21 protein-coding genes and 1 tRNA gene are annotated in these 21,464 nt (G+C 69.0%); 11 read left to right on the forward strand and 11 right to left on the reverse strand.

Annotated elements, in window-relative coordinates:
- The first annotated feature begins 7 nt into the window (after positions 1-7).
- Positions 8-658 (forward strand): PCC domain-containing protein, encoded by a 651-nt coding sequence (locus KUG39_RS15910; RefSeq protein ID WP_094585000.1) that lies wholly within the window; start codon positions 8-10, stop codon positions 656-658.
- Between the two features lie 9 nt (positions 659-667).
- On the opposite strand, the gene msrA is transcribed toward KUG39_RS15910, so the two are convergent.
- Positions 668-1,291 carry a peptide-methionine (S)-S-oxide reductase MsrA gene (gene msrA / locus KUG39_RS15915; RefSeq protein WP_190611586.1) on the reverse strand — a complete coding sequence of 208 codons (624 nt, stop codon included), beginning with the start codon at positions 1,289-1,291 and terminating at the stop codon, positions 668-670.
- Positions 1,292-1,377: 86 nt separating this feature from the next.
- Here msrA and KUG39_RS15920 point away from each other — a divergent pair, with 86 nt between their 5' ends.
- The 3 genes from KUG39_RS15920 (at position 1,378) to KUG39_RS15930 (ending at position 3,272) form a co-directional block, all read left to right on the forward strand.
- Positions 1,378-1,659, forward strand: coding sequence for a hypothetical protein (locus tag KUG39_RS15920; RefSeq protein WP_094585002.1), 282 nt, complete (start codon positions 1,378-1,380; stop codon positions 1,657-1,659).
- A 112-nt stretch (positions 1,660-1,771) separates the two neighbouring features.
- Entirely contained in the window at positions 1,772-2,050 is a 279-nt protein-coding gene (locus KUG39_RS15925; RefSeq protein WP_216916507.1) for a hypothetical protein, read from the forward strand.
- 286 nt (positions 2,051-2,336) lie between these two features.
- On the forward strand, positions 2,337-3,272 hold the full coding sequence (locus KUG39_RS15930; protein ID WP_216916509.1) for a phycobilisome rod-core linker polypeptide: 936 nt from the start codon (positions 2,337-2,339) through the stop codon (positions 3,270-3,272).
- A 17-nt stretch (positions 3,273-3,289) separates the two neighbouring features.
- Here the strand turns inward: KUG39_RS15930 and crtD are convergent, their stop codons facing one another.
- Complete coding sequence (gene crtD, locus KUG39_RS15935; RefSeq protein ID WP_286193269.1) at positions 3,290-4,849, reverse strand: C-3',4' desaturase CrtD; 1,560 nt, start codon at positions 4,847-4,849, stop codon at positions 3,290-3,292.
- A gap of 419 nt (positions 4,850-5,268) precedes the next feature.
- On the opposite strand from crtD, the gene KUG39_RS15940 reads away from it, so the two are divergent.
- Complete coding sequence (locus KUG39_RS15940; RefSeq protein WP_216916511.1) at positions 5,269-5,958, forward strand: hypothetical protein; 690 nt, start codon at positions 5,269-5,271, stop codon at positions 5,956-5,958.
- Between the two features lie 286 nt (positions 5,959-6,244).
- On the opposite strand, the gene KUG39_RS15945 is transcribed toward KUG39_RS15940, so the two are convergent.
- The gene (locus tag KUG39_RS15945; RefSeq protein WP_502988656.1) at positions 6,245-7,087 is read right to left on the reverse strand and encodes a hypothetical protein; all 843 of its coding nucleotides are present in this window, start codon (positions 7,085-7,087) and stop codon (positions 6,245-6,247) included.
- A 180-nt stretch (positions 7,088-7,267) separates the two neighbouring features.
- Here KUG39_RS15945 and KUG39_RS15950 point away from each other — a divergent pair, with 180 nt between their 5' ends.
- Positions 7,268-8,209: a fructosamine kinase family protein gene (locus KUG39_RS15950; RefSeq protein ID WP_216916515.1), complete on the forward strand. Its 942-nt coding sequence runs from the start codon at positions 7,268-7,270 to the stop codon at positions 8,207-8,209.
- A 52-nt stretch (positions 8,210-8,261) separates the two neighbouring features.
- On the opposite strand, the gene KUG39_RS15955 is transcribed toward KUG39_RS15950, so the two are convergent.
- Complete coding sequence (locus KUG39_RS15955) at positions 8,262-8,636, reverse strand: CAAD domain-containing protein (protein ID WP_216916517.1); 375 nt, start codon at positions 8,634-8,636, stop codon at positions 8,262-8,264.
- A 43-nt stretch (positions 8,637-8,679) separates the two neighbouring features.
- Here KUG39_RS15955 and KUG39_RS15960 point away from each other — a divergent pair, with 43 nt between their 5' ends.
- The 3 genes from KUG39_RS15960 (at position 8,680) to KUG39_RS15970 (ending at position 11,132) form a co-directional block, all read left to right on the forward strand.
- On the forward strand, positions 8,680-9,147 hold the full coding sequence (locus KUG39_RS15960; protein ID WP_233133867.1) for a M67 family metallopeptidase: 468 nt from the start codon (positions 8,680-8,682) through the stop codon (positions 9,145-9,147).
- Positions 9,148-9,169: 22 nt separating this feature from the next.
- Positions 9,170-10,339, forward strand: a complete 1,170-nt coding sequence (gene moeB, locus KUG39_RS15965) for a molybdopterin-synthase adenylyltransferase MoeB (RefSeq protein ID WP_216916519.1) — start codon at positions 9,170-9,172, stop codon at positions 10,337-10,339.
- Between the two features lie 121 nt (positions 10,340-10,460).
- Positions 10,461-11,132: an ion channel gene (locus KUG39_RS15970; RefSeq protein ID WP_216916521.1), complete on the forward strand. Its 672-nt coding sequence runs from the start codon at positions 10,461-10,463 to the stop codon at positions 11,130-11,132.
- Between the two features lie 24 nt (positions 11,133-11,156).
- Here KUG39_RS15970 and KUG39_RS15975 read toward each other — a convergent pair whose 3' ends face one another.
- Complete coding sequence (locus tag KUG39_RS15975) at positions 11,157-12,320, reverse strand: cob(I)yrinic acid a,c-diamide adenosyltransferase (RefSeq protein ID WP_216916523.1); 1,164 nt, start codon at positions 12,318-12,320, stop codon at positions 11,157-11,159.
- 71 nt (positions 12,321-12,391) lie between these two features.
- On the opposite strand from KUG39_RS15975, the gene larE reads away from it, so the two are divergent.
- Complete coding sequence (larE, locus tag KUG39_RS15980; RefSeq protein ID WP_216916525.1) at positions 12,392-13,261, forward strand: ATP-dependent sacrificial sulfur transferase LarE; 870 nt, start codon at positions 12,392-12,394, stop codon at positions 13,259-13,261.
- 61 nt (positions 13,262-13,322) lie between these two features.
- Here the strand turns inward: larE and speD are convergent, their stop codons facing one another.
- Both speD and recF read right to left on the reverse strand, forming a co-directional pair.
- A complete protein-coding gene (gene speD, locus KUG39_RS15985; RefSeq protein WP_190611595.1) occupies positions 13,323-13,817 on the reverse strand; it encodes an adenosylmethionine decarboxylase in 495 nt (164 codons plus the stop codon).
- Positions 13,818-13,905: 88 nt separating this feature from the next.
- The gene (gene recF, locus KUG39_RS15990; protein ID WP_216916559.1) at positions 13,906-14,997 is read right to left on the reverse strand and encodes a DNA replication/repair protein RecF; all 1,092 of its coding nucleotides are present in this window, start codon (positions 14,995-14,997) and stop codon (positions 13,906-13,908) included.
- 91 nt (positions 14,998-15,088) lie between these two features.
- Here recF and KUG39_RS15995 point away from each other — a divergent pair.
- Positions 15,089-15,162 (forward strand) — tRNA-Arg (locus tag KUG39_RS15995).
- Here KUG39_RS15995 and KUG39_RS16000 read toward each other — a convergent pair.
- The 4 genes from KUG39_RS16000 to KUG39_RS16015 are packed head-to-tail and all read right to left on the reverse strand — an operon-like array spanning position 15,163 to position 21,413.
- Entirely contained in the window at positions 15,163-15,642 is a 480-nt protein-coding gene (locus KUG39_RS16000) for an N-acetyltransferase (protein ID WP_216916527.1), read from the reverse strand. It lies immediately after the preceding tRNA gene.
- Positions 15,643-15,658: 16 nt separating this feature from the next.
- Positions 15,659-18,661 carry a phosphoenolpyruvate carboxylase gene (gene ppc, locus KUG39_RS16005; RefSeq protein ID WP_094585079.1) on the reverse strand — a complete coding sequence of 1,001 codons (3,003 nt, stop codon included), beginning with the start codon at positions 18,659-18,661 and terminating at the stop codon, positions 15,659-15,661.
- 26 nt (positions 18,662-18,687) lie between these two features.
- Positions 18,688-19,851 carry a glutamate--cysteine ligase gene (gene gshA / locus KUG39_RS16010; protein WP_190611596.1) on the reverse strand — a complete coding sequence of 388 codons (1,164 nt, stop codon included), beginning with the start codon at positions 19,849-19,851 and terminating at the stop codon, positions 18,688-18,690.
- The gene (locus KUG39_RS16015; RefSeq protein WP_216916529.1) at positions 19,848-21,413 is read right to left on the reverse strand and encodes an anthranilate synthase component I family protein; all 1,566 of its coding nucleotides are present in this window, start codon (positions 21,411-21,413) and stop codon (positions 19,848-19,850) included. The genes gshA and KUG39_RS16015 overlap by 4 nt, the downstream gene beginning before the upstream one ends.
- Positions 21,414-21,464: the final 51 nt, after the last annotated feature.

Genomic DNA, 21,464 nt, shown 5'->3' on the forward strand with positions numbered 1-21,464 from the left:
TCCCGCCATGCACCCCCTGCCGCTGCATCTCGGCCCGGGCAGTGATCTGCGCGCCAGCCTCGAGCAGCTGGCGATCGAAGCCGGCGCCTCCGGCTTCGTGCTCGGCGTCGTCGGGGACCTCTCCCAGGCGGCCTTCCAGTGCCCGGGGCTGGAGGAGCCCACCGTGCTGCAGGGCCACCTGGAGATCATCACCCTGCAGGGCACCGTGGCGCCCCAGGGGGTGCACCTGCACCTGAGCCTCTCCGACGGCGACTGCCAGGTGTGGGGCGGCCACCTCGAGCACGGCAGCGTCGTGCTGCGGGGCGCCGACCTGCTGGTGGGCTTCCTGCCGCAGCCCGGAGCACCCCAGGATCCGGCGCAGGCCGCCGTGGCGACCGCAGCGGCCCGGCCCACCGTGCCCGCATCCCCGGCCCAGCCCCGGGTGGAGATCGCCGTGCGCAGCGGCTGCCCCTATTCGGCCCGGGCCCTGCGCATGCTGCGCACCCTCGGCATCCCCCATGGGGTGCAGCTCGCCGACGACGACGCGGCGCGGGCGGCGGTCGCCGAGCGCAGCGGCCTGACCTCCATGCCCCAGGTGTTCATCGATGGCCAGCCCATCGGTGGCTACGACGCCCTGGCCGATCTCCACGGCCGCGGCGAGCTCGACCACCTGCGCTGAAGGGGCCCCCTAGCGGGACAGCTCCGGAAACTGCTCCTTCAGCCGGGCCAGCTTCGGCTGGTCATGGGCGACCACGTAGGGATGGGTCGGGTTGCGGGCGACGAAGTCCTGGTGGTAGGCCTCGGCCGGGGTGAAGCCCCGCCAGACCTCCACCGTGGTGGCGATCGGCCGGGGCAGCGCGCCGGAGCGATCCAGCTGGGCGATGGTGGCCTCAGCCACCCGGCGCTGTTCCGGGTCGGTGGGGAAGATCGCTGAGCGGTACTGGGGGCCCACATCCGGGCCCTGGCGGTTGAGCTCGGTCGGATCGTGGGCCACGGAGAAGAACACCTTCAGCAGCTCCCCGTAGCTCACCCGGGCTGGGTCGTAGGTGATGCGGATGCCCTCGGCGTGGCCGGTGTCGCCACCGCTCACCCGTTCGTAGGCGGCGGTGGCCGGGCTGCCGCCGGCGTACCCGGTCACCACCTCGGTGACGCCCCGCACTTGCTCGAACACCGCTTCCATGCCCCAGAAGCACCCTCCTGCCAGCACCGCCGTGGCGCGTGGCGGTCCGGCCGCAGACAGCGGCAAGGCCAGCAGGCCGGCAGCCACAGCACCGATGGCGGCGGCGGAGGTGAGGTGTGGCGGCAGTCGCATCCTTCGGTACCCGGTGGCTGGAAGGATTACCGGCCGGGGCCCTTGACGGATTTACCCGTAAGGTCGATCAGAGCGAAGGAACCTCCATGGCTGCCCGCCTCGCCATCGGCCCGGTGGACGTGAGTCCGGAGGTGCGCGAGTGGGTGGATGCCGAGACCCTGCAGCGGCTGGTGGCCCGACACCGCCGGGGCGACTGGGGCGTGGTGGATTCCCGCGATGCCCGCGACAACACCATCGCCGCCTACCGGCAGCAGGGGTCGCTGCGCAGCGTCTTCGATCTCGGCCAGGGGCTGCAGGTGTGGATCCTCACCCATGACCTCGGCACCGATCGGCTGCACACCCTGGTGCTGCTGCCCAGCGACGAGTAGACCGCTGCCCCGTGGCCTTGCCTTCACAATTTCTTTCGTCAGCTTGTGTTGCCTCCCCCCTGGACGTTGCGGCTGGATGATGTACAAGGGTGGATAGGTCGTGGGAAGAATGGTGACGATCGAGCTCCCGCAGCCCAGGCGTCAGTCCCGTTCCTCCGGAGAGGCCCGCTCCTCCGGCGAGGTGCGCTCTTCCGCTGAGGGCTGGTCTCCGGCTGACGAACTGGCCGCCCTTGAAACCGTCTGGGCCAGCCTCTGCCAGGACGCGGCGAGCCCCGCCCCCTCCCTCCAGCTGCCGGTGATTTCCCGCTCCAACCCCAGCCTTGCGGCTGATGGTCGGCCCCAGCGCCAACGCCAGCCTCGCCGAATTGATTCCGAGCGGATCGCCTCCTGAAGAGCTTGTTGCTCTTTCGCAATCTTTTTCTTTCGCAATCATTCGGGCGAAGGTGCAAACCTTCGTGGTGAAGGAATGTATGGATCCTTTTCCAGGCACTGAGCGCTGTAACGATTCTGTTTGTTTTCCCAGGAATCGGCTGAGAATCGCTGCTTGACATCGCCGGCGGGCAAGGCCTTCCGGGGAATCCCTTTCCGTTGGTCTCCCGCACCGGTACCTGCCTGAATCCGCCAGGCGGGCCGCCCGCGGCGATGCTCCTCCCTCTGCCCTTTGCGTTGTTTCCACCATGGCCCTGGTCCAAGCCCCTTCCCTTGGTATCGAGCGTTTCGCGGATGACCGCAACAAGGAGAACTGGTCAAAAGCCTCCCAGCAGGATCGCGATGGCATCATCCGTCTGGTGTATCAGCAGGTGCTGGGCCAGCAGTATGTGATGCAGAACGAGCGCCTGGTCGGTGCTGAATCTCTCTTCCGCAACGGTTATCTCACCGTGCAGGAATTCGTGCGCACCCTTGCCAGGAGTGGTCTGTATCGCTCCCGTTTCTTCGAGTCCTGCAATCCCTACCGCTTCATCGAGCTCAACCACAAGCATCTCCTCGGCCGGGCTCCCCACAACAAGGCCGAGATGCTTCACCACTTCACGATCCTGCAGGAACAGGGCTACGACGCCGAGATCGATTCCTACATCGACAGCCCCGAGTACCAGGAGCGCTTCGGCTCCGATGTGGTGCCCTATCTGCACGGCTGGGACTATTCCGCCGGCCACCAGGGTCAGCAGTTCTCCTGGCTGATGCAGCTGGCCGGTGGGGCGGCGGCTTCGGTGAAGGGAGACAGCGCCGGCACCCGCTTCAAGCTCGGCCGGGCCCTGCACCAGGACCGGGCCGTGACGGTGACGGTCCTCCGTCCCCGCTTCAGCGGTGAATCCTTCTTCCAGGCCAACCTGGCCCAGGGCGGCGCCAGCGTTGATGGTCCGGTCTCCCGCAGCGGTCAGCCCACCGATCCTTCCCGCGGCCATCGGGAGGAGGCCCTGGTGGTGTCGGCCGGGGTGCGCGGCACCAGCTCCCCCAGTGGCCGGGTGGCCATCATCACCGCCACCGGGCTGGTGAACAACGCCGTGGTGCGCAGCGGTGCCTACGTGATGCGGGTGCCCTACAGCCGCATGAACGAGGCCCTGCAGCGGGTGCAGCGTCTGGGCGGCCGGGTGGTGCGCGTCAGCGTCAACTGAGCTGACGCTTCGGGGGGTCAGGGCCGCAGGTCCACCCCCCGCCCGGCCAGCAGCTGGCGGCAGGCCATCAGGGCCGAAAGGCTCACCCCGGCGGTCCCCTCGCCGGGGTGGATGGCATCGCCGCACAACCACAGACCCGCCAGAGGGCTGCGGCTGGCCAGGCCGAAGGGTCCGAAGCGGCTGGGGTGCTGGCCCAGGCCGCCCACGTAGCCCCAGGGCCGGCCGGTCCAGCCGGCAAAGCCCCGGGGGGTGGCCAGCTCCCCGTGCAGCCAGTCGGCGGGCCCCACCCCCAGCAGCCGCTCCAGGCCCCGCTGGATGGCGGCCATCGCCCGCTGCTTATGGGCCTGGTACTCGGCCTCGTCCCCGCCGAACCAGGGGCGGGCCGGGGTGAACACGCTGGCGATCACCGTGGCGCGCCCGGCGGGGGCCCGGCCGTCCCCCTCCTGGCTGACGGACACGAACAGGGAGCCGGGGTCAGGGGCCTCCAGCTGCAGGTGGCTGGGGCACCCAGGCGGCAGCCTCTTCCTCTCGACGGCTCCGTAGAACACCAGGGCGCCGCTGGGTTCGCTCAGGGTCTCAAGCCGCCTGCGGTAGCCGCCGGCCAGGGCCTCCCCCAGCAGGGCCGGCAGGGTCTGGGGGGGCAGGCTGACCACCACGTCCGGGGCGCTCAGGTGGAACGCCTCCCCTAGTGGTCGCCTGTCACCTGGCGGAGCCCCGCCGCGATGGCCCGTGATCCGCCAGTCGCCCCCGGGCTGCTCCGGTGGCTGCAGCCGCTCCACCCGGTGCCGCAGCCGCAGCCGGCCGCCGTGCTTGCTGAGGGCGCTCCCCAGGGCCTCGCTGAGGGCCTGCATCGACCCCTCCAGGTGCCAGAGCCCAAGCGGTTCCTGCACCATCGCCAGCACCGTGGCCCCGTAGAGGGCGGCGGTGCGATCCGCCGGTTCCTGGGAATAGAGCCTCAGCTGCAGATCCAGGAAGCGCCGCAGCCGCCCGTCGGCGGCGCAGCCGGTGAGCCGCAGCAGGTCGGCGATGGTGGCGGTGGTGAGCAGGCCGCTGGCCAGAGTCCCTGCCCCCAGGGCCCCCAGCAGCTGGGCCACATCCCACCAGGAGCGCGGCGGCAGCACCGGATCCCGCGACGCGAAGGCCCAGTTGCTCCGGTGCAGGGCATCGCAGAGGGCCCAGAAGCCTTCACTGCCTGGGAACTGGCGCAACCGTTCCTGCCGCCAGCGCTGCGGATCGCGCCAGATCGCCACCGGCTCGAGGCCATCGGCCAGGTCCACCACGCAGCCCGGATCCAGGGCCACGGCCGCCGGCGGCGCCACCCCCAGATGGCGGAACAGCCGGGCATGGATGCCGGCGGGGGCGCCGTCGCCCTCCTCCAGCCCCGCCACCTGGGTGGCCCCCACATCGAACACGTACGGACCGCGCCGGAAGGTGCCGGCGCAGCCGCCGCTCTGGTGATGGGCTTCGAGCAGCTCCACCCGCAGCCCCTGTTTCGCCAGCAGGGCCGCCGCCGTCAGGCCGGCGATGCCGGCGCCCACCACCACCACGTCCACCTGGTCTCTTCCGCTGGGAGGCAACGCTGCACCGATGGTTCAAACGGGATGCTGGCAGATCGGAGCTGGACGCCGGCCGGATCGATCAAGACCGGGGCTTCGATGCAGTTGTGGTGCGGATGTACATCACAAGAGCAGCGATCCAATGTTGGCACTTATGAATTTCTTGACCGCCCTGTAATCGCCAAGGGCTCAGAGGAGGCGAAATCCCCTCCTTTCGAGGTGATGGTCCTCGCCAATGCGACCATCGCATCCTCTATGAATCCTTGTGCGGCAGTGGTTCTGCCTTGGAATCCATGCGCTTAGCATCCCTTTGAATGCATCAGCACTGTCTGCCCTGAATTGTTCCCTGCCCAAGGGCTGGTGGTGATTTGGCCTAAGTCAGACCGTGATACGGTGAATAGTGGTTGAATGTCACATTGGTCCTCGTTCCGTATACAGCCATGAAAATTCCGCCCATCGCCTTACGTGCATTTGCACGCGATGATCAGCGATTGATCCTGTCGAAGTCGCTTTTCGGCGCTGCGGTTGTTGCGGCCGCTGTCACCGGTCTGTCTGCCGGTTCGGCGGAGGCCGTGCAAACAACCACTTGTGGACTAGCCGGTAACTTGACATTCGGCGATAAGACCGTCAGTGGCATTGTTTGCGATGGCGTTGGTAATGACACCGAAATCCGATTCAACAACTTCGGTCTAGCCTATGACTTCGGCAGTGTCATTGATCCTCCAACCCAGTCCGGAAAAATTTCCTATACCATTTCCATCACGGACACCAAGTTTGAGTTCGCTGCCGTTGGACTCGACTCCGGCTGCATCTTCCCGGCCCTTGGAGGCTGTACGGTGACTAAGAATGTGAGCTGGAGTGCTGGCTCAACGTCCTTGGTTTCCAGTAATGGGATTCCCGCCCCTGCCGATTATCTGTTCGCTCCTGGAGTCACCTCGCTCAAGGTTGAGGATATCTTCGTGGCGACCGGCAATTCCGCGGTTTCGACGACGAACAACTTCTTCAGCCAGAGGCCCGGGCGGGTTCCTGGCGATGTCCCCGGACCCCTTCCTATTCTTGGTGCTGGCATGGCCTTCGGTTTCAGCCGTCGGTTGAGGTCCCGGATCAAGGCGTCTTCGACTGCAGTCTGAACTGGATTGGAGCTTCCTGGTTGAGGCCAGAGCTGTCCTTCTCAATCCCTGGCCCTGGCCAGGGATTTTTTCTTGGCTGATCTCGATGAGCAAGGTTGTCTGGAGGATGGGTCGGCTGGCTATCTCCGGCATCCGATGGCCAGCACACGTTCAGAAGCACGACGTTGATCGGCCGTTGTCCTGCCCTGGTGGTGGATTTTCTGCGGTGGCACCTTGATTGTTGCCCCGTCGCCGTCGAAACGATCAGGTCTGCCGAAGCCGCTTTGCACCTGAGGTAGGTATGTTGCTATCGGCCATGGGTGTGATCCTTTTCAACCTCGATCCACTCTTGATCAATCACACCATCAAAATGATGGCGCCTGTGCAAATGACCTTTCCCCATCTTTCCTTGACGGAGGCCGAGGAGACTCTGCAACAGAGTGGCGTGATAGGGGGATCGGCGACCGATGGCGGCAAAGCCCAGGAAAAGGATCAGCATCCTCAGCGTGTTCCCAAAAGCAAGTCCCAGAGAGCGTTGCCACACGCTGGACATGTTGTTGCCGAACTCATATTCGGCGCGTTTGGTGTTGGCGCTGATGGCTTCCGCCAGGCGCTCCCTGATCACGGGGAAGGGTTGGGGAAACGACTCAGGAAGTGGCGCCTTGTTACCCGGGACCTGGGCGTAGGCCCGGCGTAGCTCCGCGGGTGTTTCGGCTTTTCTGATCGCCTCGACGGCTCTCGATGCCTGGGTGAGGAGTTGGGTTGATTCCTGGTTTCTTGTCTGCAGCAGTTTCGCACCAGAATAGATCTGAACGGGGATCAGTAGCAGATACCCCAACGCCACCCAGGTGGCCAGACGCCGCAGCAGTTCCGCACGGTTGGTCAGTGGTTTGGATTGGGGATTCAGTGCGGCAGCGGCTGCCACCAACAGCGCTCCGGTGAGTGGTGTGATGCCTCGGCTGACAAGAAATCCAATCATGACGTCCAGCCAGGCCGGCTTGAGGAGGGCTACGGGCCAGGCCTGAAAGGCCAGTTCGACCAGGAAGTAGGCCAGGATGGCGACACCCACCCAATGAAGAACAGTTGCAAATTCAACCTGCAGCTCGCGGGATGATTCGCGAGAGTTCCGGGCGCTAGTGGTCGGGGTCATCGTTGTCTTTCCTGTCTCTACTGTGATCTGAATATCGGATGGATTCTTCAGTCTGGTCAAGCGAGTTTCACATCACTTGCTGGACGGGGCCGGATCGATGTGTTGGGATTGAAGCCTCGGCCGTGCGGGGTGCATCAGGCCCCTTTGGGATCGGCAAACACCATTCATTCCCACGCTTCCATGTCCCACCCCGCCACCCTTATCCCCTGGCTGGCCGAGCAGCTCGGCGTCGAGCCGGTCGGCTGGACAGCGGTGGGTGGCGGCTGCATCCACAGCGCCTGGCGACTGGATCTGGCCGATGGCCGCAGGCTGTTCGCCAAGACCAACGGGGCCTCCGCCCTGCCGATCCTGGAGGCCGAGGCCGAGGGTCTGCGGGGCCTGGCGGCGGCGGCGGGCGAGGAGGGCCCACGGGTCCCTGTCCCCCTGGCCTGCGGGGTGGCGGGATCGTCGGCCGTGCTGGTGCTCCCCTGGCTCGACCTGGCGCGCGGCCGTTCTGCGGCTCATGAGCCGCAGTGGCGCCGCCTGGGTGCAGCGCTGGCGGCTCTGCACCGCCAGAGCCTGACCCGCACCTGCGTGGTGGGGGATCGGGCCGGGGAGGCCTTCGGCTGGCCCCGGGACAATGTCATCGGCTCCTTCCCGCAGCGCAACGGCTGGGAGACGGACTGGGGCCGGTTCTTCGTGGAACGGCGGCTGGCCCCCCAGCTGGCCCACCTGGCCAGCAGCGGCCACCCCCTGCGGCGGGCCGCCGCGCTGCTGGAGCGCGCCGGCCAGTGGCTGGGGGCACACCGTCCTGAGCCCTGCCTGGTGCACGGTGATCTCTGGAGCGGCAATGCCGCCGTCACCAGCGAGGGCCAGGGGGTGATCTTCGATCCGGCGGTCCACCGGGGCGACAGGGAGGTGGACCTCGCCATGGCGCGGCTGTTCGGGGGCTTCCCCGAGGCGTTCTTCGAGGGGTACCAGGAGACCTGGCCCCTGCCCTCAGGGCACCGCCCGCGACGCGAGCTCTACAACCTGTACCACCTGCTCAACCACGCCAACCTGTTCGGCGGCAGCTACGTGGGACAAAGCGAGGCCTGCCTGGACTCCTTACTGGAGCGGGGCGAGGGCCAGGGGTGGGGCTGAGAAAGGACACGGGGACGTCGCGACGCCCCCGGAGTTGCTGACGCTCAGGTGCTCAGCTGAGGTATTCCTTGCGCAGCGACTGGAGCTTCGCCATCACGGCGGAGCGCTTCTCACCGGTGGTGAGGTTCTTCCAGCTCCAGCTGCCGACCACCACCAGGCCAAGCAGTTCCAGCAGGCCGGGGACGATCGGCAGCAGGTTGATGGTGTCGAGCACGCCCTTGATCAGGATCTGGGCCACGATCACGGCCAGCAGCACGCCGGAGGCCTTGCCGATCCGGCCCACCTGGCTCCAGTCCACCTTGTCGAGGGTTTCGTTGACCTTGCCGATCACTTCGCTGTAGCGCTCGCTGAAATCCACCTCGGGGGCGCTGCTGGTGGTGCTGTCGTCCTGCATGGTCTCCTTCACTTCGGTCGTGCTGTCGATCATGGAAGGAGAGGTCTCCTGACGGAATGATGCATAACGTACCGGTGTGACCCCAGAGACGCCAGAGCAGCTAGGCCTCGGTCGGCAGGCGCTGACGGTGCTGGAGGCCGTCCTGCTGGCGGCCGCCCCCGAGGAGGGCTGTGCCCTGCTGCTGGGTCGCCGCGACCCCTGGCGCGTCGAGCAGGCCTGGCCCTGCCTCAACGTCTGGGAGCCGCCGCCGGAGCGTCGCCGCCGCTTCGCCCTCGATCCCCGCGAGCAGCTGCAGGCGCAGAAATGGGCCCGGGCCCGGGGGCTGACGGTCCTGGGCTCGGCCCACAGCCACCCGCTCTCGGCGCCGGTGCCCTCGGCGCTGGATCGCTCCCTCGCCTTTGCCCCCACCCTGATGCTGATCCTGGGGCAGGCCGATGGCCCCGCCGCGTCGGCAGCCGCTGGGGACGGGCCGTGGTCCCTGGCCTGCTGGTGGTTGCCGGAGCAGGGCAGCCCCCGGCCGCTGGCGTGGAGAATGGACGGTTAGTGCGTCGTGGATCTCCACCGCCATGCTTCCTCCCGACACCAGCGCCGTCCAGCTCAGTCCCGATGAGGTGGTGCGCTTCTCCCGCCACCTGATCCTGCCGGAGATCGGCATGGAGGGGCAGAAGCGGCTCAAGGCGGCCTCGGTGCTGTGCGTCGGCACCGGCGGTCTCGGCTCTCCCCTGCTCCTCTATCTGGCCGCCGCCGGCGTCGGCCGCCTGGGCATCGTCGACTTCGACGTGGTGGACCACAGCAATCTGCAGCGCCAGGTGATCCACGGCACCAGCTGGGTGGGCAAGCCCAAGATCGAATCCGCCAAAGCCCGGATCCACGAGATCAACCCCCACTGCCAGGTGGATCTCTACGAAACGGCGCTCACCAGTGAGAACGCCCTCGAGATCATCGCCGGCTACGACATCGTCTGCGACGGCACCGACAACTTCCCCACCCGCTACCTGGTCAACGACGCCTGTGTCCTGCTCGACAAGCCGAACGTCTACGGCTCCATCTTCCGCTTCGAGGGCCAGGCCACGGTGTTCAACTACCAGGGCGGTCCCAACTACCGGGATCTGTTCCCCGAACCGCCGCCGCCGGGCATGGTGCCCTCCTGTGCCGAAGGGGGTGTGGTGGGGGTGCTGCCCGGAATCATCGGCGTGATCCAGGCCACTGAGGCCGTCAAGCTGATCACCGGCATCGGCACCAGCCTCAGCGGCCGCCTGCTGCTCTTCGATGCCCTCAAGATGAGCTTCCGGGAGCTGAAGCTGCGCCCCAACCCGGAGCGTCCCGTGATCGACAAGCTGATCGATTACCAGGAGTTCTGCGGCGTGGGTGGCTCGGCCCCCGGCCAGGAGGAGGCGGGCAGCGTGGCCACCATCAGCGTGGGCGAACTCAAGACGCTGCTCGATGGCCCCCAGGACGACCTGCTGCTGCTTGATGTCCGCAATCCCCCCGAGGCGGAGATCGCGGTGATCCCCGGCGCCGTGCTGGTGCCCCTCGATCGCATCGAGAGCGGCGAGGCGATCGAAGAGGTGCGGCGGCTGGCGAGCGGCAAGCGGCTCTACGTGCACTGCAAGCTGGGCGGCCGCTCCGCCAAGGCCCTGATCGCCCTCGGACGCCACGGCATCGACGGGGTGAACGTGCAGGGCGGCATCGACGCCTGGAGCCAGGAGGTGGATCCTGACGTTCCGCGTTACTGATCCCCTCTCCCCCGCCAGACAGCGGTGGCTGGAGCGCCGTCGCGCCGAAGCCCGGCGCCTGATCGCCCTCGAGAAGCGCTTCCTGCCGCTCCTGCTCTCGGCCCTGCTGCCGATCCTCGTGATGCCGCTCACGGCCACGCGGGGCTGGCCGGGCCAGGTCCTTCTGGCCCTGGTCTTCAATCTGTTGATCCTGCAGTCGATCCTCACCCTGCCGGTGATCGCCGGGGTGAGCTACGCCAGGCTGCGCCAGGAGATCTTCCGGGGGATCGGGGTGGTGGGGGGCGCCGGACTCTGGTTGCCGGTGCTCACCGGGACCTGGCACGGCGGTCTGTTCCGGGCCGTGGAAATGGTGCTGCTGAGTCTCTTTTTCCTGGCCACCTCCATGCGGCTGGTGCGCCTGCTGGCCCGGGTGCCACGGGTGAACGTGCAGGTGATGGCCGGCGCCGCGGCGGGTTACCTGCATCTGGGTCTCACCGGCGGTGTGCTGGCCACCGCCACCCAGGTGCTCGTCCCCGGCAGCTTCAGCCTCGGCGCGGCCGCCAGCCACCAGGTGCTGCTCGATCGCCTCACCTACTTCAGCTTTGTCACCATCGCCGGCGTCGGCTATGGCGACGTGCTGCCGGCCAATGCGGTGGGGGAGCGCTTCGTCATCCTGCTCAGCGTCGCCAGCACCCTGTACGTGGCCCTGCTGGTGGGCCTGCTGCTGGGTCGGTTCATCGCCTCGGAGGAGGTGGAGATGCTCGAGGAGGACGAACTGGGCCTTGACCGGGTCGATGGGCCCGGGACCCCCTGATCCGCTGTCCCTCGACCGGCCGCTTCAGTAGTCCACGCCGCGCTTGAGGTCGACGCCCCGCTCGGCGTAGTGCTTGTGGCACACCATTTCCGAGTGGACGCTGGCCAGATCGAAGTAGGCCGGCCGGCTCTTGCAGCGCCCCGTGATGATCACCTCGGTCTCGGTGGGCTTGCGCAGCAGGGTCTGGACGATCGGCTCCACCGGCAGCAGCTCCAGATCCACGGTGGGGTTGAGCTCGTCGAGGATCACGGTCTTGTAGAGGCCGCTGGCGATGGCGGCCCGGGCGATCTCCCAGGCCCGTTCCGCCTCCACGTAGTCGATCGGCTGCTGCTGGCCGCGCCAGACGATGGCGTCGCGGCCCGAGCGCAGGTGATCCACCAGATGGGGGTAGCTCTCGCGCAGGGCGGCGATGGCCGCGTCCTCGGTGTAGCCCGCCCCGCCCTTGAGCCACTGCAGGATCAGCACCCGGTGGCTCTTGTCCTGGCTGATGCCCCGGCCGATGGCCTGCAGCCCCTTGCCCAGGGCGCTGGTGGATTTCCCCTTGCCTTCGCCGGTGTAGATCTCCAGGCCCTCCAGACCCTGCTGGGGGCCGCTGTGGGCCCGCATCTCCGAGTGCAGATCGGCCAGCTGCACCAGCTGGCGCGGAGCCCCCCGGCCGGTGCAGATCATTTCCATCCCCGCCGGCTTGGTGGCCATGGTCCGCACCACCTCCTCGGTGTCGAGCAGGCCCAGGTCGAGCACGGGGTTGAGTTCATCGAGCACCACCACCGAATAGAGGTTGCTGGCGATCGCCCCCTTGGCGATGTCCCAGCCCCGCTGGGCTTCCTGATGGTCGAAACGGGTGGCCTCCGCGGCACTGAAGTAGTCCCCCCGGCCGGTGCGCACCTGGTCGATCAGGTGGGGAAAGCCCTGCTGCAGGGCCTCGATGGCGCTGTCTTCGTCGTAGGCGCGGCCGGGGCCCTTGAGGAACCGCAGCAGCAGCACCCGGGTGCGCTTCTGCTCGCAGATGCCCAGCCCGATGGTGCGCAGCACCACCCCCAGGGCCGCCTGGCTCTTGCCCTTGCCTTCCCCGTCGTAGACGTGCAGCTGGCCATGGGCGCGCTCGTCGCTGCCGGCGGCCGTACGGATGCCGATGCCCCGCCCGGTGCCGCGCTGGGGGGTCTGGGTGCTGCGGGCGGCGGGGGTCATCGGCGGGCGGTGGGGCGCATCGGCGGGGGGATCTGGTCCGGATGCTACCGAGCCTTGCCAGGATCTACGCCATGCCTGCCACCCGTCGCCTCAGCCTGCTGGAAGCCCTGCCGGCCCCGCTGGAGCGGGGACTGGAGTCCCTCTGCCACCAGCTCGACGCCTTCCCCCAGGTGGTGGTGGCCTACTCCGGCGGTGTCGACAGCGCCCTGGTGGCCGCCCTGGCCGGCGACCGGCTGGGGGAGCGGGTCCTGGCGATCACCGGCGTCTCGCCGGCGCTGGCCCCCCACCTGCGCCGGGAGGCCAGCGACCAGGCCCGCTGGCTGGGCCTACGCCACCGGGAGGTGGCCACCGCGGAACTGGCCGACCCCGCCTACGCCAGCAACCCCCAGGACCGCTGCTATGCCTGCAAGCGGGAGCTGCACCGGCTGCTGGCCCCCATCGCCGCCGCCGCCGAGGGGGCCCAGGTGCTCGATGGCGTCAACCTCGACGACCTGGGCGACCACCGGCCCGGAATCCGGGCCGCCCGGGAGTTCGGTGTGCGCTCCCCCCTGGCCGAGGCCGGCATCGACAAGGCGGGGGTGCGCCAGCTCTCCCGTGCCCTGGGCCTGCCCTGGTGGGACAAACCGGCCCAGCCCTGTCTCGCCTCCCGTTTCCCCTACGGCGAACCGATCGACGCCCCCCGGCTGGCCCGGGTGGCCGCCGCCGAGGACTGGTTGCGACGGCACGGATTCCCCGAGCTGCGGGTGCGCAGCCAGGGGGAGACGGCCCGCATCGAGATCCCCGCGGCCGGGTTGCCGGCGGCGCTGGAGCGTCTGGCCCATGGAGAGCTTCGCCCCGAGCTGGTGGGGGCGTTCAGGGACATGGGGTTCACCGCCGTGGCCCTCGACCTGGAGGGGCTGGTCAGCGGCAAGCTCAACCGCGCCCTGGCGCCGGAGCAGTGATGGACGCAGAAAATCTGCCGGGGAGGGTGTCCCCGGCAGTTGGTGGTGGATTCACCGGCGCTCAGGCGCTGGCGAGGTGGGGTTCCCTCTGGCTGTCGATCAGGGCCTCGGGCGTCTCGCGCCGGAAGCTGGTGAGCTTGTGGCGGCCGGCGCCCAGCTCCTCCCACAGGACCTGGCAGGCCCTCTCCGGCATGGTGTGGTCACCGCAGGTGAACACGTCCACGGCCGCATAGCCCGACTCAGGCCAGGTGTGGATGGAGATGTGGGACTCCGCCAGCAACGCCAGGCCCGTGACGCCCTGGGGTTCGAAGCGGTGGGTGATCAGGTTGAGCAGGGTGGCACCAGCGCGTCTGGCTGCTGTCGTGATGGTGTCCCTGAGGAAAGCTTCGTCGTCGAGCCTTGCGCAATCGCAGTCGTAGAGCTCGAGGATGCAGTGTTTCCCTACCGCGTCGGTGGTGTCGCCAGGGGCGGAGACGGGGCTTGCAATGGCGTGGGTGGGGGAGGCGGCGGGCTTCCATCCCGGGTTGGGATGCAGGCTGGAAAGGGTCTGGTTCATCGAATCCGGTCAAACAGGTCTCACCATACGCGCCGGAGCGCGGAACTGAGGTTCGCCAGGCTGCCTGCGGCAGCAGGGAGTTCGGGCCTCAGGCCACCAGCGCTCCGCTGCGCAGTTCCACCACCTGGCTGCGGGCCCGCCAGCCCGTGCTGAAGGCCTCCAGGTGGGTGGCGCTCACCAGGCACTGGTGGCCGTCCCCCACCGCCTCCAGCAGCAGTTGCTGGCGCCCCGGGTCGAGTTCGGCCAGCACGTCGTCGAGCAGCAGCAGCGGCGGCTGACCCACCACCTGGCCCACCAGCTCCAGCTCCCCCAGCTTCAGGGCCAGCACCAGGGTGCGCTGCTGGCCGGCGGAGCCGTAGCGCCGGGCGGCCTGGCCGCCGATCAGCAGGGCCACCTCGTCCCGGTGGGGACCCACCTGGCACTGACCCAGCCGCTCCTCCTGGGGCCGCTGCTGGCGCAGCTGCTCCTCCAGGGCCTGGCGCCAGGGGCCCTCCTCGTCGCTGGCCTCGGCCAGCACGGTGCCGCTGATGTAGTCGAGCTGGAGCGGTTCGCCGGCCCCGCCGATGCGCTGCTGCCAGGCCGCCGCCAGCGGCTCAAGGCGCCGCAGGGCCCGCTGGCGGCGGCGGTGCAGGCGGGCCCCGACCAGGGCCATCTGGGCATCGAAGGCCTCCAGCAGCTCCGGCTGTTGGCCGGCGCCCAGGCCGCGGCGCAGCAGCTGGCTGCGCTGCCGCAGCAGCCGTCCGTAGCGGCTCAACAGGGCGCCGTAGACCGGCTCCAGCTGCAGCACCACCCGGTCCAGCCACTGGCGCCGCAGGGCCGGCTCGCCCCGCACCAGGTCCAGGTCGAGGGCGCTGAAGCCGACGCAGCGCAGGGGGCCGATCAGGTCGAGCTGCCGCTCCAGCCGCTTGCCGTTGCGGAACGCCTGGCGTCCGCCGCTGCGCCGCAGCTCCAGCTGCAGGCTGTCGGCTTCATCGGTGAGGGCCCCCAGCCGGCTGAAGGGGTGACCGTGGCCGATCAGATCCCGGTCGACGCTGCAGCGGTGCGAGCGCAGGCTGGTGAGCAGTTCCACCCCCTCCAGCAGATTCGACTTGCCCTGGCCGTTGCTGCCGATGACGAGCAGACGGGGCGCCTCCAGTGTCAGCTGCAGGCCGTCGATGTTGCGGAAGTGCCGGAGGTCCAGGCGGTGCAGCCGGATGGTTCTGGGGCGGTCAGCCGCTAAGGTACCGCCATCGGAGGCCAAGGTTCCCCAGGGGGCCGGAAGCGCCGTGGCAGGGCATGTAGCTCAGTTGGATAGAGCGTCAGATTCCGGTTCTGAATGTCGGGGGTTCGAGTCCCTCCATGCTCGTCAGCCCAGCCCCTCCTCTCGTCCGCTCCGCAGGTCGAGACCCATGGCCCGGATCCCTCCGGGGTCGACCACGAACCCGGCCCGGGTGAGGGCCGTCACCGCTTCGGGCGGGGCGGACAGGGAGATGCTGCAACCGCTCAGTTCCCGCCGCAGGCGGGCCAGGGCGGCCTGAACCAGGGCGCCGATCACCTCATCCCGGCAGGGGTCGCCCGGATCGGCCACCAGGTCCCAGAGGTTGGCATTGAGGGCCTGGTCACTGGTGGCGCGCACGAAGCCCACCAGCTGGCCGCCGGGGTTGAGCACCACCAGATGCCAGGTGCTGCGGGCCAGTACCCGTTCCCATCGGTCCGGGCTGCGGGGGGCATCCCCGCAGGCCACCAGCAGGCGGTTGAGGCTGGCCGGATCGGGGTCGTGCTGCTGCAGCAGGGCGTAGCCCTCCCGCAGGCGCGGAGTCGGGGGCTGGCTGCGGAAGGGGATCAACAGAGAGTCCAGGGAATCAGCCCGTGTTGCGCATGCCGGCGGCGATGCCGTTGATGGTGAGCAGGGCGCCGCGCAGCAGCTCGCTGCGGCTGTAGGTGCGGCCGTCGCCGCCTGCCGGCCCGTCGCCGGGCCCCTCGCTCATCGGCGGCTGCCGTTTCTGCTCCCGCAGCCGGCGCAGCAGCGCCACCTGCAGGTAGCCCAGGGGGATGATCGTGCGGTTGCGCAGGTCGACCGAGAGCTGCAGGGCCGGGTCGCCGTCGAGGAGCCGGCTGTGGTTGCTGATGCGCAGCACCAGGGAGTGGGTGAGGGCGAACTCACTGGCGATCGCCTCGAAGATCTGGGCGAACACCTCCTTGTTCTGGGGACGCCCCAGGGAGGTGACGTAATGGCCCGCCAGCTCCAGGTCGACCTTGGAGAGGGTCATCTCCACCTTGGAGATCAGCATCCGGAAGAACGGCCAGCGCTGGTAGAGCAGCTGCAGCAGCTCCATCTGTTCGCCGTCGGCATCGAGCTCGGCCTGCAGGGCCGTGCCCACCCCGTACCAGCTGGGCAGGAGGAAGCGGCTCTGGGTCCAGCCGAACACCCACGGGATGGCCCGCAGGCTGGAGAGATCCTTGGCGCCGCTCTTGCGCCGGGCCGGCCGGCTGGAGATCTGCAGCTTGCTGATCTCCTCGATCGGTGTGACCTGCTGGAAGAAGGCCACCAGGTCGGGGTTGTCGTGCACCAGGGCCCGGTAGTGGTCGCGGGAGCGGGCCGCCAGCCGCTCCATCAGCACGTTCCAGGTGGGGGTGTCGTCCACCGGGGTGCTGACCATGCTGTTCTGGAGCACGGCGGTGGTGACCGTTTCCAGGTTGTAGAGGGCCAGTTCCGGCAGGGAGTACTTGGAGGCCAGCACTTCCCCCTGCTCGGTGATCTTGATGCGTCCCTTCAGGGTGCCGCTGGGCTGGGCCAGGATCGCCTGGTAGGCGGGGCCGCCGCCCCGGCCCACCGAACCGCCGCGGCCATGGAAGATGCGCAGGGCGACGTCGTGGGCATCGGCCAGCGACTGCAGGGCGATCTGGGCCCGGTGGATCTCCCAGTTGCTGGAGAGGAAGCCGGAATCCTTGTTGCTGTCGGAGTAGCCCAGCATCACCTCCTGGAGGGGCTGCTCGCCGTCGCTGTTGCTGATCAGCAGCTGGCGGTAGAAGGGGTCGGCGAACAGCCGCCCCATCACGGCCGGGGCCCCCTGAAGGTCTTCGACCGTCTCGAACAGGGGGATCACCAGCAGGGCCGATTTCTGGGCCATCGGATCCACCAGCCCGGCCTCCTTGGCCAGCAGCACCACCTCCAGCAGATCCGACACCGTGTGACTCATGGAGATCACGTAGGTGCGGCAGATGCGCCGGCCGAACTCCTGCTGCAGCCGCTGCAGCATCCGGAACACGGCGAAGGTCTCGGCGGTGGGGGCGCTCCAGCGGGCCGCCGGCGGCAGCAGGGGCCGGCGGGTCTTGAGTTCGCTCAGCAGCCATTCCACCCGCTGCTCCTCGTCCATCTCCCCGTAGGGCACCGGCAGCAGCAGGTAGCGGCTGAGCTCGTCGATGGCGTCGCTGTGGCGGGTGCTCTCCTGGCGGATGTCGAGGCTGGCCAGGGAGAAGGCGAAGATGTGCACCTGGCTGAGCAGGTCCTGCAGCGCTTCGCAGCTCAGGCCGGTGGCATCGAGGCTCTCCTTGATCAGCTCCAGGTCGGTGCGGAATTCCTCCACCGAGGCGTAATGCAGTTCCTGGGGGGGGGCCGGCTCCATCAGGCTGCTCAGTCCGGCCTCGTAGCCGGAAGAGCCGTCGCAGGGGGACTCCCAGCCCGCCTCGGCCAGCTGCTGGTTGCGCTGCTGGGTAAGCCGCAGGCGCTCGAGGGTGTAGCTCAGCTTGAGCCGGTAGGGCTCGAGCCGGTAGCGGGCGGCGCGCTCCTCGTAGATCTCCGGGAAGCGCAGCCGGTCCATCTCCAGGGATTCCAGCAGGGCGGGGCTCACCTGGCTCCACTGCATCGAGATGCTGAGCTGGTCACGCAGGACCGACACCGCCTGGATGTAGCGGGCCAGCATCAGCTGCCGCTGGAAGCAGGCCGTGCGCCAGGTGACATCGGGGGTGACCGAGGGGTTGCCGTCCCGGTCGGAGCCCACCCAGGAGCCGAAGGTGCAGAAGGCGTCCTTGGGGGGCTGCACGTCGGGGTAGCTGGCGGCCAGGGCGGCGCGGATGCGCTGGCGCAGCTGGGGCAGGGCGTCGAAGAGCACCTGCTGGAAGTAGTGGAGGGCGTAGTCGACCTCGTCGATCACCGACGGCTTGAACTGGTGCAGCTCATCGGTGCGCCACCACAGCCGGATCTCCTCCTCCAGCTGCTGGCGCAGCCGGTCGTTGTCGTCCGGGTTGCCCTGGCCGTTCACCTGCAGCTTCTGGATCAGGGCCGCCACCCGCCGCTGCTTGTGGCGCACGGTGTGGCGCACGATCTCGGTGGGGTGGGCCGTGAACACCAGCCGGATGTCCAGTTCCCGCAGCAGGCCCTCCAGCTGGCCCGGCGGCACGTTCAGGGCCCGCAGGCGCTCGAACAGCTGGCGGAAGGTGGCCGGATCGCTCTGGCTGGCCAGGGGCGGCAGGAAGGGATCGTTGCTGGCGGGGGCGGGGGCCCGCTTGATGCTTTCGAGGTAGCTGTCCTCCTCGATGTGCTGCTCGAGGATGTTGACCAGCTGGAAGTAGAGGGAGAAGGCCCGGGCCGCGGCGATCCCCTCCGCCAGGTCCATGGCCTTGATCAGCGCCACGATGCCGTCGGTGTCGACGGCGGAGCTGGCCTCAGGGTCGAGGCCCGGCGCCACCGGACCACTCAGTTCCTTGAGCCGCAGCAGGCGTTCCACCTGCTCTGGCGGGCATTCGCTGCGCAGCACCGTCTGCCAGAGATCCTCCACCAGTTCCAGCCGCTCGGTGAGCAGTCGGATCACCCCGGGTGAGGCCTCGGCGGGAACGACCGAAGGCTCGGTCAGGTGGAGCCGCATGGGGGCGGTGGGCGCGGGGGTGCTGTTCATGATCCTCCAGGAACCTCGGCTGCTTCTGTCGCCAGCCATGCGTCCAGCGCCTTCTCCCGGGACGCAAGCGCCACGGCCTCGCTGCCGATGATCGCACCGATGCTTTCGCCGCGCCCATGGCGCGCCAGCCATCGCATCGCCTGGTTGCCGCCGGCGAGGAGGTCGTGGAGGGGCGCCAGCCAGCGCGTCAGCCCCAGCTCGGCCGCCAGCGGCGCCATCGCCTCCAGCTCGGTGGCGATCCAGTCGCGGGCCTCCAGCGTTTCCCCGGTGCGCCAGTGCACCAGGCGGGCCTGGAGGCTGGTGCGGGCCGCCGCCCGGTCGTTGGCATCGGCGATCGCCTCCAGTTCAGCGGCCCCGAACCGGCTGGCGGCCAGGGGATCCTGGCCCAAGGGATCCCGCAGCAGCTGCTGCAGGCGAAGTTCGGTGAAGGCGGTGACCGCCAGCAGCAGCAGCGGATCGTCGATCAGGTCGCAGATGCGGATCTCCAGGCGGTTGAGGCCATGGGGCCGGTCGTCGCCGTTGGGCCGCACCGATGTCCAGAGGTGACGCACGTTGCGCATCGCCCCGGCGGCCAGTTGCTCCTCCATCCAGTCGATGTAGTGGCCGTGGTCCCGGAACAGGGGCACCAGGGGGGGCGTGATCGGAAACTGCAGCCAGCGCTGGGAGTGGGCCCCGGTGACCTCCCCGTCGAGGAAGGGGGAGCTGGCGCTGAGGGCGAGCAGCAGGGAGGCTTCGCAGCGCAGCAGGCGCAGGCCCGCGAACAGGGCGTCCATGTCCGTCAGGCCCAGGTTGATGTGGACGCTGGCGGTCACCACCCGGGTGCCGTAGGTGGCCTCGATGTAGGCGTGGTAAGGGTTCTCGGGGTCGGAGCGCTCGAAGCTGCGGCTGTCCCCCAGGCTCAGGGTGCTGCCCGGCAGCAGGGTGAGCCCACGGGGCTCCAGCCAGCGGCGCAGGCGACGGCGCGGTTCCAGCAGCAGCTCCAGCTGGGCGGTGTAGGAGGCCTCCGGCGGGGTGACGTACTCGAGGTTGCGGTGGTCCGGCTCGGTCATGAACCCCGCCAGTGCGGCGGCCGCTTCGGCGGAGCAGCCCACCACCGTGCCGTCGGCCCGACCGGTGTACATCTCGACTTCGAAGCCCTTCAGCAGCAGGGGAGCGCTCATGGCGTCGCGTCGGCCCCGTCGGCCACGGCCGGCTCCAGGCAGGCCAGGGCCTTGAGCATGCCGCGGGCCTTGTTGCGGGTTTCCTGGTACTCCGCTTCCGGGCGGGAGTCGGCCACGATCCCGGCACCGGCCTGCACCTGCACCCGCCAGCCGCCCTCGGGGTGGGGAAGCACCACCATGGTGCGGATCGTGATGGCCGTGTTGAGGGCTCCGGCCAGATCCACCGCCCCGTAGACGCCCGAGTAGGGCCCGCGGGCATCCGGCTCGAGGGCATGGATGAGCTGCATGGCGCGGATCTTGGGGGCTCCGCTCACGGTGCCCGCCGGGAAAGACGCCATCAGCAGGTCCCAGATGTCGTGATCCTCGGTCAGCAGCCCCTCCACCTCGCTGACGATGTGCATCACGTGGGAGTACTTCTCGATCACCATCAGTTCGGTGACCTGCACCGTGCCGGCCCGGCAGACCCGGCCCAGGTCGTTGCGGCCCAGGTCGACCAGCATCACGTGCTCCGCCCGCTCCTTCGGATCGGCCAGCAGCTCCTCGGCCAGGGCCGCATCCTGGGCGTCATCGGCGCCACGGGGCCGGGTGCCGGCGATGGGCCGCAGGGAGGCCTTCACCCCTTCGGCGCAGGGCTCCGCCTTCACCATCACCTCGGGACTGGAGCCGATCAGGTGCCAGTCGCCGAAGTTGAAGAACGCCATGTAAGGCGAGGGGTTGACCATCCGCAGGCTGCGGTAGAGATCGAAGGGGTCGTGGGTCACCCGGGCCTCGAACCGCTGGCTCAGCACCAGCTGGAACACGTCGCCGGCGGCGATGTGCTCGGCAGCGGCCGCCACAGCGCCCTGAAACTCCTCCTGGCCCCGGTTGCTGCGGGTGGCCAGCTCGGCACCGCTCGCCTCGTGCCAGGCCAGCGGCTTGACGTGGGCCGGCAACGGGGCGTGCATGCGGGCCTCAAGGGCCTCGATGCGGGCCGCCGCCCGGTCGTAGGCCTCACCGGGATCGGCCCCTGCGGAGAGGTCCACGTAGGCCACCGCCGTGATCTGGCGCTTCACCTGGTCAAACACCAGCAGGCTGTCGGCCAGCATCCAGCAGCCGTCCGGCGGGGCCCCGTCCGGGGCGTCGTGGACCGGCACGCTGGGCTCGATCCAGCGGATCAGCTCGTAGCCCCAGAAGCCGAACAGCTGGGCCACCGCCGGCAGGCCCTCCACCGGGCCGGGGCGCAGGGGGGCCAGAGCCTCCCGCAGCAGGCTGAAGGGGCTGCCCTGGAGCTGTTCGCTGCGGCCATCGCGCCAGCGCCTCTCGCCCCGGTCACCGCGGCAGGTGAGGGTCCAGAGCGGGTCGGTGACGACGAAGCTCCAGCGGCCCAGCTGCTCGCCCCCCTCCACCGATTCCAGCAGCACCCCATGGCTGCCGCCCGCCCCCACCTTCAGCCAGGTGGTCAGGGGGGTCTCCAGGTCGGCGGGCCAGCGCTTCCAGAGGGGCAGGAGATTGACGGCCAAGTCAGCGCCTGCCTCCCCACCGGCGATCCGGGCGAGGAAGGCGCTGCGATCAGAACCGGGCATCACGGCGACAGGCAGGCAAAAAAAACGGGGCTCTCGGCCCCGCCGTTATAG

It is taken from the genome of Synechococcus sp. CCAP 1479/10 (assembly GCF_019038515.1).
In the GTDB taxonomy this organism is placed as follows: domain Bacteria; phylum Cyanobacteriota; class Cyanobacteriia; order PCC-6307; family Cyanobiaceae; genus Cyanobium.

Coding starts and splice junctions, on each gene's coding strand:
- KUG39_RS15975 (WP_216916523.1), bottom strand. CDS start 12,320: ATGACCCCCGCCGCCCGCAGCACCCAGACCCCCCAGCGCGGCACCGGG.
- KUG39_RS15970 (WP_216916521.1), top strand. CDS start 10,461: ATGCCGCTCACGGCCACGCGGGGCTGGCCGGGCCAGGTCCTTCTGGCC.
- msrA (WP_190611586.1), bottom strand. CDS start 1,291: ATGCGACTGCCGCCACACCTCACCTCCGCCGCCGCCATCGGTGCTGTG.
- KUG39_RS16015 (WP_216916529.1), bottom strand. CDS start 21,413: ATGCCCGGTTCTGATCGCAGCGCCTTCCTCGCCCGGATCGCCGGTGGG.
- larE (WP_216916525.1), top strand. CDS start 12,392: ATGCCTGCCACCCGTCGCCTCAGCCTGCTGGAAGCCCTGCCGGCCCCG.
- KUG39_RS15920 (WP_094585002.1), top strand. CDS start 1,378: ATGGCTGCCCGCCTCGCCATCGGCCCGGTGGACGTGAGTCCGGAGGTG.
- KUG39_RS15930 (WP_216916509.1), top strand. CDS start 2,337: ATGGCCCTGGTCCAAGCCCCTTCCCTTGGTATCGAGCGTTTCGCGGAT.
- gshA (WP_190611596.1), bottom strand. CDS start 19,851: ATGAGCGCTCCCCTGCTGCTGAAGGGCTTCGAAGTCGAGATGTACACC.
- speD (WP_190611595.1), bottom strand. CDS start 13,817: ATGAACCAGACCCTTTCCAGCCTGCATCCCAACCCGGGATGGAAGCCC.
- KUG39_RS15910 (WP_094585000.1), top strand. CDS start 8: ATGCACCCCCTGCCGCTGCATCTCGGCCCGGGCAGTGATCTGCGCGCC.
- moeB (WP_216916519.1), top strand. CDS start 9,170: ATGCTTCCTCCCGACACCAGCGCCGTCCAGCTCAGTCCCGATGAGGTG.
- KUG39_RS15945 (WP_502988656.1), bottom strand. CDS start 7,087: ATGACCCCGACCACTAGCGCCCGGAACTCTCGCGAATCATCCCGCGAG.
- ppc (WP_094585079.1), bottom strand. CDS start 18,661: ATGCGGCTCCACCTGACCGAGCCTTCGGTCGTTCCCGCCGAGGCCTCA.
- KUG39_RS15940 (WP_216916511.1), top strand. CDS start 5,269: ATGAAAATTCCGCCCATCGCCTTACGTGCATTTGCACGCGATGATCAG.
- KUG39_RS15955 (WP_216916517.1), bottom strand. CDS start 8,636: ATGATCGACAGCACGACCGAAGTGAAGGAGACCATGCAGGACGACAGC.
- KUG39_RS15950 (WP_216916515.1), top strand. CDS start 7,268: ATGTCCCACCCCGCCACCCTTATCCCCTGGCTGGCCGAGCAGCTCGGC.